Source organism: Streptomyces megasporus (assembly GCF_000718985.1).
In the GTDB taxonomy this organism is placed as follows: Bacteria; Actinomycetota; Actinomycetes; order Streptomycetales; family Streptomycetaceae; genus Streptomyces; species Streptomyces megasporus.
The window spans coordinates 112,418-129,764 of record NZ_JODL01000016.1 but is presented as its reverse complement, the minus strand read 5'-3'; the positions used below and the strand labels follow the sequence as shown (position 1 = coordinate 129,764).

General features: G+C 73.0%; 14 protein-coding genes. 6 read left to right on the top strand and 8 right to left on the bottom strand.

Features of this window, described 5'->3' with window-relative positions; all coding sequences use genetic code 11:
- Positions 1 to 116: 116 nt before the first annotated feature.
- Positions 117 to 1,652, bottom strand: coding sequence for a CehA/McbA family metallohydrolase (locus tag IF47_RS0115405; protein ID WP_031509356.1), 1,536 nt, complete (start codon positions 1,650 to 1,652; stop codon positions 117 to 119).
- Between the two features lie 273 nt (positions 1,653 to 1,925).
- On the opposite strand from IF47_RS0115405, the gene IF47_RS0115400 reads away from it, so the two are divergent.
- Together IF47_RS0115400 and IF47_RS0115395 are read left to right on the top strand one after the other, a co-directional pair.
- Positions 1,926 to 4,556 (top strand): bifunctional FO biosynthesis protein CofGH, encoded by a 2,631-nt coding sequence (locus IF47_RS0115400; RefSeq protein ID WP_031509355.1) that lies wholly within the window; start codon positions 1,926 to 1,928, stop codon positions 4,554 to 4,556.
- Between the two features lie 165 nt (positions 4,557 to 4,721).
- Positions 4,722 to 5,879 (top strand): ADP-ribosylglycohydrolase family protein, encoded by a 1,158-nt coding sequence (locus tag IF47_RS0115395; protein WP_031509354.1) that lies wholly within the window; start codon positions 4,722 to 4,724, stop codon positions 5,877 to 5,879.
- A 209-nt stretch (positions 5,880 to 6,088) separates the two neighbouring features.
- Here IF47_RS0115395 and IF47_RS0115390 read toward each other — a convergent pair whose 3' ends face one another.
- From IF47_RS0115390 to IF47_RS0115380, 3 genes are all read right to left on the bottom strand, one after another.
- The gene (locus IF47_RS0115390) at positions 6,089 to 6,298 is read right to left on the bottom strand and encodes a DUF397 domain-containing protein (RefSeq protein ID WP_031509353.1); all 210 of its coding nucleotides are present in this window, start codon (positions 6,296 to 6,298) and stop codon (positions 6,089 to 6,091) included.
- Positions 6,299 to 6,658: 360 nt separating this feature from the next.
- Positions 6,659 to 7,519, bottom strand: coding sequence for a helix-turn-helix domain-containing protein (locus IF47_RS0115385; protein WP_031509352.1), 861 nt, complete (start codon positions 7,517 to 7,519; stop codon positions 6,659 to 6,661).
- Positions 7,520 to 7,739: 220 nt separating this feature from the next.
- Entirely contained in the window at positions 7,740 to 8,492 is a 753-nt protein-coding gene (locus IF47_RS0115380; RefSeq protein ID WP_031509351.1) for a GOLPH3/VPS74 family protein, read from the bottom strand.
- 189 nt (positions 8,493 to 8,681) lie between these two features.
- Between IF47_RS0115380 and IF47_RS0115375 the strand changes: the two genes are divergently transcribed.
- A complete protein-coding gene (locus IF47_RS0115375; protein ID WP_245641125.1) occupies positions 8,682 to 10,994 on the top strand; it encodes a D-alanyl-D-alanine carboxypeptidase in 2,313 nt (770 codons plus the stop codon).
- A gap of 121 nt (positions 10,995 to 11,115) precedes the next feature.
- Complete coding sequence (locus tag IF47_RS0115370; RefSeq protein ID WP_051717727.1) at positions 11,116 to 12,066, top strand: YihY/virulence factor BrkB family protein; 951 nt, start codon at positions 11,116 to 11,118, stop codon at positions 12,064 to 12,066.
- On the opposite strand, the gene IF47_RS0115365 is transcribed toward IF47_RS0115370, so the two are convergent.
- The 3 genes from IF47_RS0115365 to IF47_RS0115355 form a co-directional block, all read right to left on the bottom strand.
- Positions 12,023 to 12,388 (bottom strand): DUF3618 domain-containing protein, encoded by a 366-nt coding sequence (locus IF47_RS0115365; protein WP_037732670.1) that lies wholly within the window; start codon positions 12,386 to 12,388, stop codon positions 12,023 to 12,025. The two genes, IF47_RS0115370 and IF47_RS0115365, sit on opposite strands and share 44 nt — an antisense overlap.
- Positions 12,385 to 12,807: a phage holin family protein gene (locus tag IF47_RS0115360; RefSeq protein ID WP_078591856.1), complete on the bottom strand. Its 423-nt coding sequence runs from the start codon at positions 12,805 to 12,807 to the stop codon at positions 12,385 to 12,387. The genes IF47_RS0115365 and IF47_RS0115360 overlap by 4 nt, the downstream gene beginning before the upstream one ends.
- Positions 12,808 to 12,912: 105 nt before the next feature.
- Positions 12,913 to 13,806 (bottom strand): helix-turn-helix transcriptional regulator, encoded by an 894-nt coding sequence (locus tag IF47_RS0115355; RefSeq protein WP_031509346.1) that lies wholly within the window; start codon positions 13,804 to 13,806, stop codon positions 12,913 to 12,915.
- Positions 13,807 to 14,566: 760 nt separating this feature from the next.
- On the opposite strand from IF47_RS0115355, the gene IF47_RS0115350 reads away from it, so the two are divergent.
- Positions 14,567 to 15,958 carry an FAD-dependent oxidoreductase gene (locus IF47_RS0115350; RefSeq protein WP_051717725.1) on the top strand — a complete coding sequence of 464 codons (1,392 nt, stop codon included), beginning with the start codon at positions 14,567 to 14,569 and terminating at the stop codon, positions 15,956 to 15,958.
- A 33-nt stretch (positions 15,959 to 15,991) separates the two neighbouring features.
- Here IF47_RS0115350 and IF47_RS0115345 read toward each other — a convergent pair whose 3' ends face one another.
- Positions 15,992 to 16,378: a VOC family protein gene (locus tag IF47_RS0115345; protein ID WP_031509344.1), complete on the bottom strand. Its 387-nt coding sequence runs from the start codon at positions 16,376 to 16,378 to the stop codon at positions 15,992 to 15,994.
- 212 nt (positions 16,379 to 16,590) lie between these two features.
- Between IF47_RS0115345 and IF47_RS0115340 the strand changes: the two genes are divergently transcribed.
- Positions 16,591 to 17,229: an HAD family hydrolase gene (locus IF47_RS0115340; RefSeq protein WP_031509343.1), complete on the top strand. Its 639-nt coding sequence runs from the start codon at positions 16,591 to 16,593 to the stop codon at positions 17,227 to 17,229.
- Positions 17,230 to 17,347 lie beyond the last annotated feature (118 nt).

Here is a 17,347-nt window from a genome sequence, read left to right as displayed (position 1 = left end):
GTCATCGCAAACCCGCGACAGAACCGATAAGTCGGCGCTCCGGCGAATCGGTTCACGCCTGACACGCCGTCAAACGGCCTGCCGTCGGATGCCGTTCGTGGTTACGGAAGCGTAGGTTAACGCGGATCGAGCCACAGCGGGTTCGTCATCGCCGCCATCGGTCCCGGCAGGTCCGGGGAGGCGCCCTCCGGTCGGGGCCGGCGCACCTCGGCGCGGACGTACGCCGCCAGTGACGCGGTGGTGCGCCAGACGACGGCACCGGCACCGGAGGCGGGCAGCCGCGCCGAGCGCATCTCGCCCTGGTCGGTCATCAGCCGCACCGTGCCGTCCGGCACGCCGGAGACCTCCAGCCGCACGGTCACCTCCGCGTCCGGCGCCACGCGCAGCCGGCCGCCGATCCCGGCGTGCTCGCCCCGTGGACCGGCGGCCGACAGCGCCAACCCGATCCCCGAGGACTCCGCCAGCCAACTTCGGCCCGCCCGGATGCCCTCCAGCACGGCCCGGCGCGACAGGTCCTCGGCGTGGACGACCGTCTGCGGCCATCCGACGACCTGTGGCTCGCGGTGCGCGTCGCTGTTGCCCATCGCCGGTATCCACCGGCCCTCCCCGCCGTCCGCGCGCTCCCGGCAGGCCGCTACCAGCATGTTGTCCCAGGTGGCCAGCGCGAGTTCGTCGTCGGCCGTCCACGGCCCGTTCCACACCTCGACCGCGTCCGCGCCCGCGTGGCCGAACTTCCACTGACAGCCCACGAAGGGACAGTTGGGGTGGGCCGGCACCACCAGTCCACCCGCCCGGTGGACGATCCGCACGTACCGCTCGTAGGCGTCGTCGCGCGCCCGGTAGCGCCAGTCGACGAAGGTGCCCGGATCGGTGCCGATCGCCAGGTAGTGGCCGTTGCGGGTGGTCACCTCCTCGCCGCACAGGATCAGCAGGTCGTCGCCCCACAACCCCTCCCAGGCGCCGTGCGCGGACGTGGTGTTGTGCTCGGTCGTGGCGATGAAGTCCAGCCCGGCCTCCCGCGCCGCCACCGCCACCTCCTCCGGGGTGCGCAGGCCGTCGGAGTGCACGGTGTGCAGGTGGCAGTCGCCCCGATACCAGGCGTGCCCCCGGCCCTTCGCCCGCTGCGGCGGATGGACCGGCTTCGGCGTACGGCCCCGCTCGCCGAACCGCAGCGTGACGGTGACCTCGTACTCCATGCCCTGCGGGGCGACGGTGTACGGCCCCAGGACCACGTGCCAGGTGCCGGGCCGCACCGGGCCGGCCAGGTATCCCGGAGTCGCCCTCTCCGCGCTGATGGCGAACTCGGTGCGGAACCCGCCCGACCACCCCCGGAACCCCCGCCCCGGCTGTGCCGTGCCGCGTTCGTCGAAGATGCCGATGTCCAGGGCGTTGCCGGGGGTGCCGGGGGGCACGGCGGGCTTGTCGTAGGAGTACGAGACGGCCACCTCCCGCACCCCGCGCGGCACCTCGACCGGCAGGTACACGAAGTCCGGGGCGCCCGTGGGCAGATGCCCGCGGACCGTCCTCGTCCGCGCCCCCCTTCGCTCCCGCGCGCCGTCGTCCGCCGCGTGCGCGAAGGACACCGCCGGGAGCGTGAGCGTGCCCGCCGCCCCCGCGGCGGCGGACAACCTCAACACGTCGCGCCGATCCATGCCGAACTCCGCCCTGTCGTGTCGGATGTGGTGCGCGTCACTGTTCTACGCGCGCCCGACGGTCGGGGAAAGCCCTGTGGACAACCCGGCCGACAGCACATGACGCGCCGCCACGCCCCCGGCGCACCCCCCCCGCGCCACCGGGCGGAGGCCGCGCCACGGTCGGCCGCGACGGCCGACCACGCGACGTGCGAGGCCGGCGCGTCCGCGCGGTGCGAGAGTGCCCGCACCGGCGGTCCGGGGCCGGGCGGAAGGCGCTCGTATGCTCGGGGCATGACTTCGAGCACCACACCACCGGCACCCACCGCCACCGCCATGCGCCGCGCACTCAGACGAGCGCGGGACGGTGTCGCGCTCGACGTCACCGAGGCCGCCGTGCTGCTCCAGGCCCGCGGCGACGACCTCGCCGACCTGATGGCCTCCGCCGCACGGGTGCGGGACGCGGGACTGGAGGCGGCGGACCGCCCCGGAGTGATCACCTACTCGCGCAAGGTCTTCATCCCCCTCACCCGGCTGTGCCGCGACCGCTGCCACTACTGCACCTTCGTCACCGTGCCCGGCAAGCTGCGCCGGGAAGGCCGGGGGGCGTACCTGTCCCCGGACGAGGTGCTGGACATCGCCCGCCGGGGCGCCGAGATGGGCTGCAAGGAGGCGCTGTTCACCCTCGGCGACCGGCCCGAGGACCGCTGGCCCGAGGCGCGCGAGTGGCTGGACGCCCACGGCTACGACGACACCCTCGCCTACGTCCGCGCCATGGCGATCCGGGTGCTGGAGGAGACCGGCCTGCTGCCGCACCTCAACCCCGGTGTGCTGTCCTGGACGGACCTCCAGCGGCTGAAGCCGGTCGCCCCGAGCATGGGCATGATGCTGGAGACCACCGCCACCCGGCTGTGGTCCGAGCCCGGCGGCCCGCACCACGGCTCGCCCGACAAGGAGCCGGCCGTGCGGCTGCGGGTGCTGGAGGACGCGGGCCGCAGCAACGTGCCGTTCACCACCGGCGTCCTCATCGGCATCGGCGAGACGTACCAGGAGCGGGCGGAGTCGCTGTTCGCCATCCGCCGCGTCCAACGGGCGTACCGCGGCATCCAGGAAGTCATCGTGCAGAACTTCCGCGCCAAGCCCGACACGGCCATGCGCGGCATGCCCGACGCCGAACTGGACGAACTGGCCGCCGCCGTCGCCGTCGCCCGGCACGTCCTCGGCCCCTCCGCCCGCATCCAGGCGCCGCCGAACCTGGTGGGCGAGGGGGAGTACGCGCTGATGATCGACGCCGGGATCGACGACTGGGGCGGGGTCTCCCCGCTCACCCCCGACCACGTCAACCCCGAACGCCCCTGGCCGCAGATCGACGAACTCGCCGAACGCACCCGAGCCGCCGGTTTCGAGCTCCGCGAACGCCTCACCATCTACCCGGAGTTCGTCCGGCGCGGCGAGCCCTGGCTCGACCCCCGGCTGCTGCCGCACGTGTCCGCGCTGGCCGACCCGGTCACGGGCCTGGCCCGCGAGGACACCGCCCCCACCGGGCGCCCCTGGCAGGAGCCCGACGAGGTCTTCACCGCCGGCACCGGCCGCACCGACCTGCACCGCGCCATCGACACCGAGGGCCGCGCCACCGACCGGCGAGCGGACTTCGACGAGGTGTACGGGGACTGGGAGGCGCTGCGCGAGAGCGCCGCGCCCGGCATGGTCCCCGGACCCACCCCGTCCGAGGGCGGGCGAGGAGGGGGCGTGGACGCCGACGTGCGCGCCGCCCTCGCCACCGCGGCCGACGACCCCACCCGCCTCACCGACGACCAGGCCCTGGCCCTGCTGCACGCCGACGGTCCGGCCCTGGACGCGCTCTGCCGGATCGCGGACGACGTGCGCCGTGACACCGTCGGCGACGACGTGACGTACATCGTCACGCGCAACATCAACTTCACCAACGTCTGCTACACCGGCTGCCGCTTCTGCGCCTTCGCCCAGCGCCGCACCGACGCCGACGCCTACACCCTCTCCCTGGAACAGGTCGCCGACCGCGCGCGGCAGGCGTGGGACGTCGGCGCGGTCGAGGTGTGCATGCAGGGCGGCATCCACCCGGACCTGCCCGGCACCGCCTACTTCGACATCGCCCGGGCGGTGAAGGAACGCGTGCCGGACATCCACGTGCACGCCTTCTCCCCGATGGAGGTCGTCAACGGCGCGACCCGCACCGGCATGTCGATCCGGGACTGGTTGACGGCCGCCAAGGAGGCCGGGCTCGACACCATCCCCGGCACGGCGGCCGAGATCCTCGACGACGAGGTCCGCTGGGTGCTCACCAAGGGGAAGCTGCCCACCGCCACCTGGGTCGAGGTGATCACCACCGCCCACGAACTGGGCATCCGCTCCTCGTCCACGATGATGTACGGCCACGTGGACCAGCCGCGGCACTGGCTCGGCCACCTGCGCCTCCTGTCCCGCGTCCAGCGGGAGACGGGCGGCTTCACGGAGTTCGTCACGCTGCCGTTCGTCCACACCAACGCACCGGTCTACCTCGCGGGCATCGCCCGCCCCGGGCCGACCATGCGCGACAACCGCGCGGTGACCGCGATGGCCCGCCTGCTGCTGCACCCGCACATCCCCAACATCCAGACGAGCTGGGTGAAGTTGGGAGCCGAGGGCGCCGCCGAGATGCTCCGCTCGGGCGCCAACGACCTGGGCGGCACGCTGATGGAGGAGACGATCTCCCGCATGGCGGGCTCCTCCTACGGCTCCTACCGCTCCGTGCGGGACCTCGTCGCCATCGCCGAGGCCGCCGGCCGTCCGGCCCGCCCCCGCACCACCACCTACGGCGAGGTGCCGGAGGAACGCGTACGGACCGCCCTGGCCTCCGACGGACACCTTCCCGAGCTGCTGCCGGTGCTCGACGACCTCGACGGCTGAGCCGGGCGAGGGGCCGGCCTCCCGCTTTGGCCCCTCGCCCGATCCCCGCTTCCGATCGCGTCCTCCGAGCGGCGTATCGGTGTCCCCACGGCGTATGCCCGGTGACGGGCCGATTTCCGCCGGTTGCCGGCGGACGGCGGTCGATTACAGTGCGAACCGAGGTGGATGAGGAGCACCGGACGTGGAGGGGACGGCACAGTGACCGCGACATCGGGCGTCGGCATATGGGGCCGCGCCGAGCAGCAGGACTTCCGCGGCCGGGTGCGCGGCTGCCTGCTCGGCGGCGCCATCGGCGACGCGCTCGGCGCGGGTGTCGAGTTCGACTCGCTCGAGGCCATCCGCGGCGCCCACGGGCCCCAGGGGGTGACCGACTACGTGCCCGCCTACGGGCGGCGCGGCGCCGTCACCGACGACACCCAGATGACCCTGTTCACCGTCGACGGGCTCATCCGCGCCCATGTACGACGCGACACCGGCGCCTGGCACCCGCCCACCGACGTGCACGCCGCGTACCGCCGCTGGGCCGCCACCCAGCGGGACTGGGGGCCGGACGAGCGCAGGAAGGAGGACGGCTGGCTGGCCCGCCAGGAGTGGCTGTACTCCCAGCGCGCCCCCGGCCGCGCCTGCCTGACCGGGCTCGCCGACGACCGGATGGGCACGCTGGAGGCACCGAAGAACCCCGACTCCAAGGGCTGCGGCACCGTCATGCGCTCCGCACCCTTCGGGCTGCTCGTCGGCTGGGAGCCGCAACTGGTCTTCCAACTCGCCGTCGAGTGCGCCGTCCAGACCCACGGCCACCCCACCGGCTACCTGGCGGCGGGCGCCTTCGCCGTCATCGTCCACGCCGTCACCCGCGGCGAGAGCCTGGACGCCGCCGTACAGCGTTCCCTGGTCCACCTGGCGGCCCACCCCGGACACGAGGAGACCAGCGAGGCGCTCAAACAGGCCCTCGGAACCGTGCGTCAAGGGCTGCCGACGGCGGAGCGCGTGGAGTCGCTGGGGGAGGGCTGGACGGCCGAGGAGGCACTGGCCATCGGGGTGTACTGCGCCCTGGTCGCCGAGGACGTGCGGCACGGCCTGCTGCTCGCCGTGAACCACGGCGGGGACTCCGACTCCACCGGATCGATCTGCGGCAACCTCCTGGGCGCCCTGCACGGGGAGACGGCCCTGCCGGCCGACTGGGTCGTCGAGGTGGAGGGGCGCGCCACGATCCTGGAACTGGCCGACGACTTCGCCATGGAGATGACCCAGGGGCCCGCCCTCCACAGCCCGGCCACCCCGGCCGGTTCGCCGGGTTGGCTGACCCGCTACCCGCGGACCTGAGACGCCGTCCGACACACCACGCGCACCGCCCCGGGCCTGTGCCGTTCCGGAAGCGGGACGGCACGGACCCGGGAAAGGTCGGCCCCCTCGGCCGGGACGGCGAACCAGACGAGAGGGCTCCGATCGGTGGTGCGCTGCGACGCGGGCGGTGCGGCACGGTACGCGGGGTGAGGGCGTCCGTGCGCCGCCGCGCGCCTTGTCGAGGACGATCAGCCGTGGGTGAGCGTGCCCCGGCCGACGGCGTCCACGAAGGCGTTCCACGAGTGCGGGACGAAGGCCAGCGACGGCCCCTGCGGAACCTTGGAGTCGCGCACGGCGATCGCCCGCGGCTCCGGCGACTTCACCTCGACGCACGCACCGTTGCCCGCGGAGTAGCTGGACTTGGTCCAGTCGTCGGTCCTGCCCTGTCGGATTGCCATGGTCTGCTCCGGTTTCTTCCAGAAGACGGAAAGTGCGGAAAGTGCCGGGTGGGCCCGGCGTGCGGCCGACGGTACTCCCCAACTCGCCCCGCCAAAGCCACCTTTCACTCGACCGGATGGCATATTCCGGACGCCCCTTCACATCGACACGCCCGAGGTGTAGCTTGCTGCGCCGTCTCCCCTCACGAGGTGCTCCTGAAGCGCCCCTGAAGTGCCCGTGAAGTGCGGTGTGCGGCTCCCCGGCCGCTTCCGCCGCCGAACCGGACGGCCCGCGGGCAGCCCGGCGACCTCCGTCGGAAGTCGGGGAGCCGGGGCCGGGAAGCCGGAAGCCGGGGACCGGCCTTCGGGAACGACCGACCGTCAGCCCTGGGTGTACTCCTTGGCGATGCCCTCGACGAACTCCCGCGTCTGCTCGGCGTTCAGCGCCTGCGCCCGCAGGTGTTCGTACATCACGCTGTACTTCTGCACGTCGGTGGCCTTCTCCAGATAGAGGTCGCTGGTGACGCCCTCCAGGTAGACCACCGTCGAGTCGGCCGCGTCCGGGAACTCCAGGATCGCGTACTGGCCGTTGACCCCCGGATGCGCTCCCATCGTGAAGGGCAGCGCCTGCACCGTCACATGGGGGAGCCGGGAGAACTCGATCAATCGCTCCAACTGCTCCCGCATGACCTGTTGTCCGCCGACCCGCCGGCGGAGCGCGGCCTCGTCGACCACCGCCCACAGCCGCAGCGGGTTCTTCGTGTCGTGAATGCGCTCCTGCCTGCGCATCCGCACCTTCACGCGCTTCTCGATGTCCGCCGCCGACGCCTCGGGCAGCGCGCCCGCGACGACGGCCTCCGCGTACGCCTGGGTCTGCAGCAGGCCGGGCACGACCTGCGGCTCGTACACCCGCAGGGACGCCGCGTCCGTCTCCAGACCGATGTACACGCTGTACGGGATGTCCCCGAACGCGTGCCACCAGCCCTGCTGTCTGGACTCCTTGGCCATCTGCATCAGGGACTCGACTATGCGGCGGTCCTCGACCTCGTACACTCCGCACAGGTCGCGGACGTCGCGCTGACTGATGCTGCGGCGACCGTTCTCCAACCTGCTGATCTTGGACTGGGAGACCAGCAGGCGCTCGGCGACCTCCTCGGCCGTCATGCCCTTCTGCTCGCGGAGCCGGCGCAGCTCCTGCCCCAGCCGGCGCCTCCTGACGGTGGGATTGACGTTGGACGCCACGGTGCGCACACCTCCGCTTGCCTTGTGATGACCACTGCTCATCAAGCAGGTTGCCACCAACCACGGTTCTCCCGCTGGGAAATGGCCACAGAGGGTGCGCGCACACACGCGCGGGGTGGCGAAACCGTTCTCCTCTGGAGGGAACGGGTCGCCACCCCGCGCTTCGCGGCTCCCGAACCGTGATCGGTCGGACCTGTGAAACCTGTGTGGGACGCGAACGTCAGCGAATGCCCGCGCGAGCCATGCCGCCCCTCCGTGCCTGTCCGGGGAGCGGCTGCGCCGCGGGCGACCGCGCCGCCTGCTTGCCGACCGCACCGCCCCTGGCCGGAGCGGCGCGACGCGGCTGAGCCGCCGCGCCGTTCTGCACGTCCATCACGGCGTGCGCGACGAGACCGCCCATCGGGTCGTGCCTGATCAGATCCCGCAGCCTGGAACGGGACGACCGTCCCTCGTTGCCGGGATAGAGGTGCTTGCCGAGGCCGATCGCGTGGGCCAGCGCGGCGAGCGCGGCGGTTCGCGGGTCCGGGGGAACACCGGTCCGGATCGCGCTGTCCAGTCGGGCCCTGATCTCCCGACTGACCGCCGTGTCCGTCGCCTGGTAGCGAGTGGTCGGCAACACCCCGCACATCTGGCTCGATACGGCGTGAACCATGCCGCAGCGCTCCAGATGCGTGAGATAGGTTTGGCGCAGCCCCAGTCTGGGCCCGCCGATCCAGTGGACCGCGCGTACCGGGCTGCCACGCCTGCGCAGCAGTTCCAGCGCGGAGTCCAGTGTCGGATCTCCGGTCGGCCGTGGCAGCACCACGGCTATGCGATCCCCGTCAGGGGCTATTCGTCCTGCGAGAGCCAGCTCCACGAGCTGGGCCCCGGCCAAGCCGAGGTCGAGCGACTGCGGCTGTGCCGTGGTACCCGTGGCCGGGTCCAAGGCCAGCAGCAGAAGCTCCTCCGGAAGTGTTCTACGGCTCCTGCCCATCCATGCCTCCCCGCGTGGATGCATGACAGGGTGACCCCTTTCACAGAGGTCTGTCGAGAGCGCCTGAGGGCTTTGTCATGGAACCGGTAGGTATGTCGTTACCGTCTGGCAATTTAGCGGGCCGTCGGAGCCCGTGAACAGGGCCGGAGAGCCGGGTCCGGACGGGTGTTCAGGACACTGTTTACTGATATGACGAGTGGCGGACACAAGTGGGAGGTATCGGTGGCGGGCAAGTCCCCCGACAGGTCGGAACAGCAGATGTCGTCGGGGGAGACGACGGGAAAGACGGAAACGGTTCCCGAACGCGTCGGCGATCCTCGCGTGGCGCTGCAGGAACCGCCCCGGAAGGGAGCGGGAGCCGACGGGGAGACGTCCGGGGAGGCCGACCGGAAGCCGCGGGAGGCGGCCGGGGAGGCCGACACCGGGGACGAGGAGAGAGAGCCCGCCGACGAGAGCCGGGACGGTGCGGACGAACCCGCGGACGACTCCCCTGAGCGGAACGACGCGACGGAGGGGCCCGGTTCGGAGGAGCCCGGTTCCGAGGAGTCCGGGGCGGCGGACGGCGCGGAGCCCGAGGCGCCCGAGGGCAAGGGCTCCGCGGACGAAGCGGAGAAGTCCGAGCCCGAGGTCGAGCCGGAGTCCGAGCGTCCGGTGGACCGGACGACGGCGGTCTTCCGCGTGCCGAAGGACGAGAGCGGGGACGCCGCGGAGGACGACGCCGAGAAGGGCACCGAGGAAGGGTCCGAGAAGGCCGGGAAGGCCGAGGCCGAGGCCGAGTCGGAGCCGGAGGGCCCGGTGGACCAGGCCACGGCGGTCTTCCGCGTACCCGAGGACGGCACCGGCACCAAGGGCGACGACGAGAAGGCCGAGGACGGGGACGCCAAGCCCGCCGAGGACACCAAGCCCACCAAGGACGCCGGGACCGGCAAGGACACCAAGCCCACCGAGGACGGCAAGGTGGTCGACCAGCCCACGGCGATGTTCCGGGCCGTGCGTCCCAAGGCCGACCCCGAACCTTCCGGGAAGGCCGCTGCCACCGCCGCCGCTGCCATCGGGGTGGCCGACAAGCCGACCACCGGTGAGGACGAGGCCGGAGAGCCGGAGGAGAGCGACGCGGAGCGGACGAGTCGCTTCGTGCCGCTGAGGTCCTCCGAATCCCCCGCCACGTCCGAGAGCCGGCCGCTGCCCGAGCTGCCGGAGACCGAGCGGACGAGGCAGCAGCCGCTGCCGCCGCACAAGCCCCTGGAACTGCTGGCCGAGCTGACGAACAAGCCCGCGCCGCCGCCCACCCCGCTGCGCACCGCCCTGCGACGGATCAAGATCTGGTCTCCGCTCGTCGTGCTGTTGGCGATCGTCCTCTCCGTCGTCCAGCTCCTGCGTCCGCTGCCCGAGCCGAAGCTGGTGCTGACCGCCCCCGCCACGTACTCCTTCGACGGTGACAAGCCGTCCCTGGCCTGGCCGCCGGAGGGCCAGGCCGTCGTGGAGGTCGAGGGACTCGGCTCCCTCGGCTCCTACGGGGAGCAGAAGCCGGTGCCGATCGCGAGCGTGGCGAAGACGATGACCGCCTACGTCATCCTGCGCGACCATCCGTTGAAGATGGGCGAGGAGGGCCCCCAGATACCCGTCGACCAGCGGGCCGAGGACGAGGCGTCCCTGCCGGGCGAGTCGACCGTGCCGGTCGAGAAGGGCGAGAAGATCACCCTCCGCGAGGCGCTCAACGCCCTGATGCTCGCGTCGGCGAACAACGTCGCGCGGCTGCTCGCCCGCTGGGACGCGGGTTCCGAGGAGGCGTTCGTGGAGAAGATGAACGCCGCCGCCAAGGAGCTCGGGATGAACGACACCACCTACACCGACCCCAGCGGCCTGGAGAAGGAGACGGTCAGCACGGCCGCCGACCAGGTGAAGCTGGGCAAGAAGGTGATGGACCACGAGGTCTTCCGGGAGATCGTCAACAAGCCCTCCTACGACGACCGCAACGGTGTCAACCACCGCAACTGGAACGGGCTGGTCCCCTACAACGGCGCCGTCGGCATCAAGACCGGCACCAGCACCGCGGCGGGCGGCAACCTGCTCTTCGCGGCCGAGAAGGAGATCGGCGGCACCACGCAACTGATCGTCGGCGCGGTGCTGGGGCAGTACCGCCCGGCGATCATCGACACGGTCATCGCCGAGAGCCGGGAGCTGATGATCTCCGTGCAGGAGGCCCTGGAGTCGGAGACGATCATCAAGAAGGGCGACGTGGTGGGCTATGTGGACGACGGCCTCGGCGGCCGGACCCAACTGGTCGCCACCGAGGACGTCACGGCGGTCGGCTGGCCCGGCATGGAGACCGAGCTGGCCCTGACCGACGGCGGCAAGGGCGTCCCGCACGAGGCCGCGGCGGGCGAGACCGTCGGCACGCTGACCGTCGGCAGCGGCCCGGGCCAGGTGAAGGTGCCGGTGGCGGTCCGGGGCGAACTGGCCGAGCCGGGCGTGGGGGCGAAGCTCACCCGCGTCCTGTGACCTCCGGTGCGGCGGTCGGCGCCCTCGCGTCGACCGCCGCCGGACCCGTCGGCGGACCGACCACCCGCACCGCGCACATACCCGCGCACATGACCGCGCCCGCACCGGCAATCCGTGGGACATGACGAAGACGTGGTGGGGCGTGCTGCGCGGCACGGTCAAGGAGTTCCTGGACGACGAGATCCCCGACCGGGCGGCGACCCTCACCTACTACGGTGTGCTGTCGATCTTCCCGGCCCTGCTGCTCCTGGTCTCCCTGCTCGGCGTCGTCGGGGAGAGGGCGACCGAGCACATCCTGGACAACCTCGAACGGCTCGCGCCCGGCCCGGCCCGCGAGATCCTCCGCAACGCCGTGGACGAACTCGAGCGGAGCACCGGCGGCGGCTTCCTGGCAGCCGTCAGCCTGCTGGCCGCCGTCTGGGCCTCGTCCGGCTACGTCGCGGCGTTCATCCGCACCGCCAACCACGTCTACGACATCCCCGAGGGCCGCCCGGTGTGGAAGCTCACCCCGCTGCGGATCGGCGTCACGCTGGTGCTGATGGTGCTGCTCGCGCTGAGCGCGGTGATCGTGGTGTTCACCGGCGGCGTGGCCGAGCAGGTCGGCGCGGCGATCGGCATGGGCGACCAGGCCCTGCTGGTGTGGTCGCTCGTCAAGTGGCCGGTGCTGGTGCTGCTGGTCGCGGCGATGGTCGGCATTCTCTACCGGACCGCGCCCAACGCCCGGCTCAGGGGCCTGCGCATGGCTCCCGGCAGCCTGCTGGCCGTCCTGCTGTGGGTGGTCGCCTCGGGCGGTTTCGCGCTCTACACCGCGAACTTCGACTCGTACAACAAGACCTACGGCACGCTCGCCGGGGTCGTCGTCTTCCTCGTCTGGCTGTGGCTGTCGAACCTGGTCATCCTCTTCGGCCTGGAACTGGACGCCGAACTGGCCCGCAGGAAGGCGTACGACAGCGGCCTCCCGCACGGTGAGGAGCCCTACGTGGAGCCGCGCGACACCACCAAATGGCCGCGCTCGCTCCGCCGGAGGCTCAGGAGGCGCGGACGGAGGCGGCCGGACGCGAGGGCTTCCTGACGCCCGGGAAGGTCCGGGGCCGGGGCCGCCGCGTCGGCGCCGAGAGCCAAGGCGTCGATTTCGCCCGGTGCCGCCGCCGGTACAGCACCAGGGCCGCCAGGGCGACGGCGAGGACGGCACCGCTCGCGGTGGCCGCTCGCTGCGCCCGTCCCGCCCGCATCGCCTCCCTGGCCTTCCGCTGGGCGCGGGCCCTGACGTCGGCCTTGGCGGCCAACTCCTCCAGGGTGTCCCCGAGTTCCTGGCGTGTGAGGTCGATCCGCGCGCGGAGCTCCGCCGGGGTCTCGGGGTCGGTGGGGATGCCGGGAATGTTCGGAACGCTCATCGCCGTACCCTCGTCCTGATCTCTTCCAGGTCGTCGTGCACACCGCGGATCGCCCGCTCCGGCTTCGCCGGCGTCGCCCTGCGGACCTCCTCCCGGCCCAGATAGGCCATCAGCCCGGCGACGACGAACAGCGCCGCCATGACCACCAGGGCGGACAGCCAGACCGGCCACACCACGGACAGGCCGGCGATCGCGGCCGTCACACCGGCCCCCACCGCGAAGAGCGTCATCATCGCGGCGCCGCCCAGCAGCCCGCCGCCCAGCCCGGCCCGCCTGCCCTTCTCGGCCATCTCCATCTTGGCGAGCTGCATCTCCTCCCGTACGAGCTGCGACACCTGCGCGGTGGCCAGTGCCACCAGCTCGCCGACGGAGCGCTCGCTCCCGGGCCTGTGTCCGTCCGTCCGCTGCATCGTGCTCATCGTCGTCGCGCTCCCCTCGTGGGCCGGTACTTCGAGTACCTCCGCTCACCGTCGGCTAACCACGAGTCACCCATTCGTCAGGTCGCCCGGGTGGGGCGGGCGTCCTCAGACCAGGGCCAGGGGCGTGCTCGGCGCGACGGTGCCGTCGGACTGAAGCAGGACGAGGTCGCCCACGGTCGCCTCGCCCGTCAGGCCGAATCCCGTGATGGGGAGGGTGCCGGGGAGCGGCACGGAGGCGATCGACGTGAGGTGGACCATGTCCTCGCTCGTCTTGACGGCCAGGACGCCCGAGACGTCGTGCGGGCCGAGCCGGTGCAGCACGTCCTCCAGCCGGTCGAGCAGCACGGCACAGACGATGACCAGGCGGTGGGGTTCGTTCCGGGGGAGCGCGGCGACCTGCCGCAGCGCCTCCGGCCGCCGGACGAGGCGCTCCACCTCGCGCATGACCGCGCCGCGGTCCTCGGTGCGGTCGTCCGAGGCGGCGATCACCTTGAGCAGCGGCCTGCCGTCGTCGAGTTGGTCCTGCCACTGCCGCAACATCAGGTCGACGATGAGGGAGTCCTCACGGGAGGGCCGGGCCACCCCGTCCGACGCGCCGATGTGCTCCAGCCAGCGGTTGACCTCGGCCCACCGCCAGACGAGTGACCGCCCGACCGTTCCCTCGGGCGCGGGGAAGGGCCGGCCGGCCACGGCGTGCCGCTCCCCGTTGACCCACTGGGCCACGTTCTGCCTGCTCCGGCCGGTGCGTTCGGCGATGTCGGCGATGCCCACGAGGTCCGGGTCCAGGCGGACCAGTCGCATGGTGGGCAGTGCGGCACGCAGCCGGGCCACGAGGCGGTGGGCGGCGTCGACGGGGTGGTCACCCGACTCGCTCACGGCGAGGAGCCGCCGGCCGCGCGTGGTGGCGAGCAGTCCGTCGAACTCGTCGAAGACCGTGCCGACCACGTGGTCGTCCTCGGCCGAGACGCCTTCGACCACGAACAGGAACTCGTACTCCATGGCTCCCACACCCCGCCGGTCGCCGCACGGACCGCTGAGCCAGAGGCCCGCCACCCCTGGGAAGCAGGGTTGCCGAACCACCACCCGTTGTCAATCGACAACGGCCCGCGCCGGTCGACTCCGGCGACTCCGGTGACTCCGGCGAAACGGCCGGCGGCACGGCTCGGCGGTCAGGAACCGGCCCCCCGCGGCGGCCTGCGCGGATCGTTCCCGGGCAGGGGGCAGCGCGCCGCCATGGCCGCCACCCGGCGCGCGTGGGCGACCGCGTTCCGGGGAGTCCCACCGACCGGGATGCTGGTGCACGCGCTGCCGCAGGGACACGCCAGGCGCCCCCAGTGGCCGGCCTTGTGGAGCGACCAACCCGCGGAGACCAGGCGTTCCAGGACCTCCCGGACCTCTTTCCTGGGATGAGCCGCCGGGGACAGTGCGCGGCCGACCATGCTGACCCCTCGACTTCCGTGCGCGGCGGGGACTCGATGCTCGCTCCCGCGACGGGCAACGCTACAGCGCGAGCCCGACGGCGTCCCCGACGTTCACCCGCACGGGGGAAGCGGGGGGTCGGCACCGCCGGGGCGTCGTGCGCGACGGCGGCGGCGACCCGGGCGGCGGCAAGGCCGGCTCCCCGTCCCCGCGAGCCCCTGACCAGAAGACGGTCTCGCCGGCCCCGAACGGTGGGCAGTACGCTCGGGGCTCCGGCGGCGGGCTCCGGCCGTCCCGTCGTCCCTCGGCCGCGCCCATCCGTATGGAACGGAGTCCGCCCATGGCCCCGACCGCCCGTTCCGCCCCGGCGACGGCACGGAACCACGCCGTGGTGATCGGCGCCGGCGTCGCGGGGCTGACGACGGCCCGCGCGCTCGGCGACACCTACGAGCGCGTGACCGTGATCGACCGGGACGCCTTCCCCGGCGTCCCGGCGCCCCGCCGAGGCGTACCGCAGAGCCGCCAGCTCCACGTGCTGCTCGCCCGCGGCGCTCTCGCCCTCGACGACCTGTTCCCCGGATTCCTGGACGAACTGGTCGCCGCCGGCGCCACGTTCGCCGACACCCAGGGCGACGCCCACTGGTACCTCGACGGCCACCGCGTGTACCGGGCGCCCTCCGGAGTGATCTCCTACGGCGCGAGCCGTCCGCTGATCGAACACCGGTTACGCGCGCGCGTCGCCGCACTCGCCAACGTGGAGATCGTGGAGTCGACCGAGGTGCTCGGGCCGGTCACCACACCGGACCGCGGCAGGGTCACGGGCGTCAGGGTCCGGCCGCGCGCCGCCGACACCGGGGAGACCACGCTCGACGCGGACCTGGTCGTCGACGCCTCGGGCCGGGGCTCACGGGCCCTGACCTGGCTGACGGAACTCGGTCGCCCCCGGCCGGAGAGGACGCGGGTGCGCGCCGACGTCGTCTATGTGACCCGCCGCTTCCGGCGCGAACCCCACCACCTCGACGGCCGGTCGGGCGTCGCCCTCGTGCCCTTCCCGGGGCTGCCGCGCGGCGGCGCCATCGTGTCGGAGGAGGGCGGCCGGTTCGCGGTCGTCCTCTTCGGGCTGCTGGGCGAGGAGCCCCCGACCGATCACGAGGGCATGTCGGCCTACGCCGAGAGCCTGCCCGGCCCCGACGTCGCCGAGGTGCTGCGCACGGCCGAGCCGCTGGACGAGCCCGTGCGGATGCGCTACCCGGCCAGCGTGCGCCACCACTACGAGAAGCTCGACCGGCCCCTCGACGGTCTCCTCGTCACGGGCGACGCCCTGTGCACCTTCAACCCCACCTACGGGCAGGGCATGACGGCGGCGGCCCAGCAGGCGATCCTCCTGCGCGGACTCCTCGCCGAGGGCACCCACGACCTTCCCCGGCGTTTCTTCCGCGCCGCCTCCAAGGTGGTCGCCACCCCGTGGCTGCTGGCCGCCGGCGGCGACCTGCGCTTTCCCGAGGCGGAGGGGAGGCGGGGGCCGGTCGACGGACTGCTCGACCGGTACCTCACCCGCTACCGGGTGGCCGCGTCCGTGGACCCCGTGCTGGGCAGGACGTTCCTGGCCGTGGCCCACATGGTCGAGCCGCCCACCAGGCTCCTGTCGCCCGGCCACGCGCTCCGCGTGTTCCGCGGGGTCAGGAGGGCCGCCGGCGCCGACCGCCCCCGGACGCCGACGGCCGGCCGCTGACGGGCCCGACGGCCCGGCCTCCACCGCCCCCGCTCACGCGTCCTGCGGGTACCAGCGCAACTCCACGGTGTTGCCGTCGGGGTCGCGGACGTAGACGGACTGGGCCGTCCCCCGCGCGCCGAACCGCGGACCCGGGCCGTCCAGGACCTCGAACTCGCCCGAGTCGATCACCTCCTGCCAGTCCAACGGTTCCACGACCAGGCAGAGGTGGTCGACGTTGGATCCCGGGGCCTCGTCCTTCCGCCGCACCAGATCGATGATCGTCGTCGGGGACACGCGCACCGACGGGAAGGGGGCCTTGCCCTCGCGCCACTCGTCGACGCGCACCGGTTCCAGGCCGAACGCGCCGCAGTAGAAGTCGAGAGAGCGCTCGACGTCGGCGACGTTGAGGACGAGGTGGTCGAAGCCGATCACGCGCATGGTTCCTCCACAAGACGGTGGGAGACGGGCGAGGACGACCTCCGGACGCCGTGCCGTCCCGGCCGGCCCGCTCGTGCCGACGCTCGGAGGGTGCCACCGCGAGGGACGGCCGCGGCGGCGGACACGCGCCGCCGCGGCCGTCCCTCACACGGAAGAACCGAGCGTGCACGTGCCGTGTTCCCGAACGGGACGGACGGTTCTAGGCTGGCCCGGTGATCAGAACCGTCGCCCTCGACATCGGCGAGACCCTGGTCCGCGACGACCGGTACTGGGGGAGTTGGGCCGACTGGCTCGGCGTGCCGCGGCACACCCTCGCCGCCCTGGTCGGAGCCGTGGTCGGCCAGGGGAGGGACAGCGCCGACGCCCTCCGTCTGCTCCGCCCCGGCATCGACATCGGCGCCGAGTACGCCGCCCGGGAGGCGGCCGGGCGCGGTGAGCACCTGGACGACACCGACCTCTACCCCGACGTCCGCCCGGCCCTGGCCGCCATGCGACAGGCCGGGTTCCGCGTCGTCGTCGCCGGCAACCAGACCGCCCGCGCCGGCCTGCTGCTGCGCGCGCTCGACCTCCCGGCGGACGCCATCGCCACCTCCGACGAGTGGGGCGTGGCCAAGCCCTCGCCGGAGTTCTTCGCCCGCGTCGCCGACCTCGCGCGGGCCGCTCCCCACGAGACCGTCTACGTGGGCGACCACCCCGTCAACGACGTGGCGCCGGCCAAGGCGTACGGACTGCGCGTCGCCCACCTGCGGCGCGGCCCCTGGGGGCACCTGTGGGCCGACACCCCCGAGGCCGCCCCCGCCGACTGGCGCATCGACTCGCTGCACGACCTGCTCGCGATCGTCACGGCCTGACTCCCCCTCGACCTTGCCCTCCTCCCCGTTCACGCACCGCGTCGGGGCCCGGACACACCATCCGGTGCACGGGGCGCGCCGGGGGCAAACCGCCGGCACGCCCCGCACCGGCCGCTGT